This is a genomic window from Pantoea sp. QMID4, assembly GCF_030270445.1.
Taxonomy (GTDB): domain Bacteria; phylum Pseudomonadota; class Gammaproteobacteria; order Enterobacterales; family Enterobacteriaceae; genus Pantoea; species Pantoea vagans.
Window position 1 is genome coordinate 1 of sequence record NZ_BSXL01000043.1, and the last position, 329, is coordinate 329.

Below are 329 nucleotides of genomic sequence, written 5' to 3' on the forward strand. Positions count from 1 at the left end.
GCCACTCGTCACCCGAGAGCAAGCTCTCTGTGCTACCGTCCGACTTGCATGTGTTAGGCCTGCCGCCAGCGTTCAATCTGAGCCATGATCAAACTCTTCAATTTAAGTTTGATTTGCTTACAACTTGGTAAGCGGTGCTCATCTGTAAAACGTCATAATGAATTTCATTATGTGTTCACTCGTGAGGCTTGATATTTTGTTGCGTCCGGAGACGCTGATATCAATCCTGCGAGTGCCCACACAGATTGTCTGATAAATTGTTAAAGAGCAGTGCGAACAGTGCGTTAGCGTCCTGTCGCGAGGTGGCGTATATTACGCTTTCCTCCTGC

1 rRNA gene is annotated in these 329 nt (G+C 47.7%); it reads right to left on the minus strand.

The window, feature by feature from the left end:
- Positions 1-104, minus strand: a 16S ribosomal RNA gene (locus tag QSK07_RS22745); the annotation flags it as partial.
- Positions 105-329 lie beyond the last annotated feature (225 nt).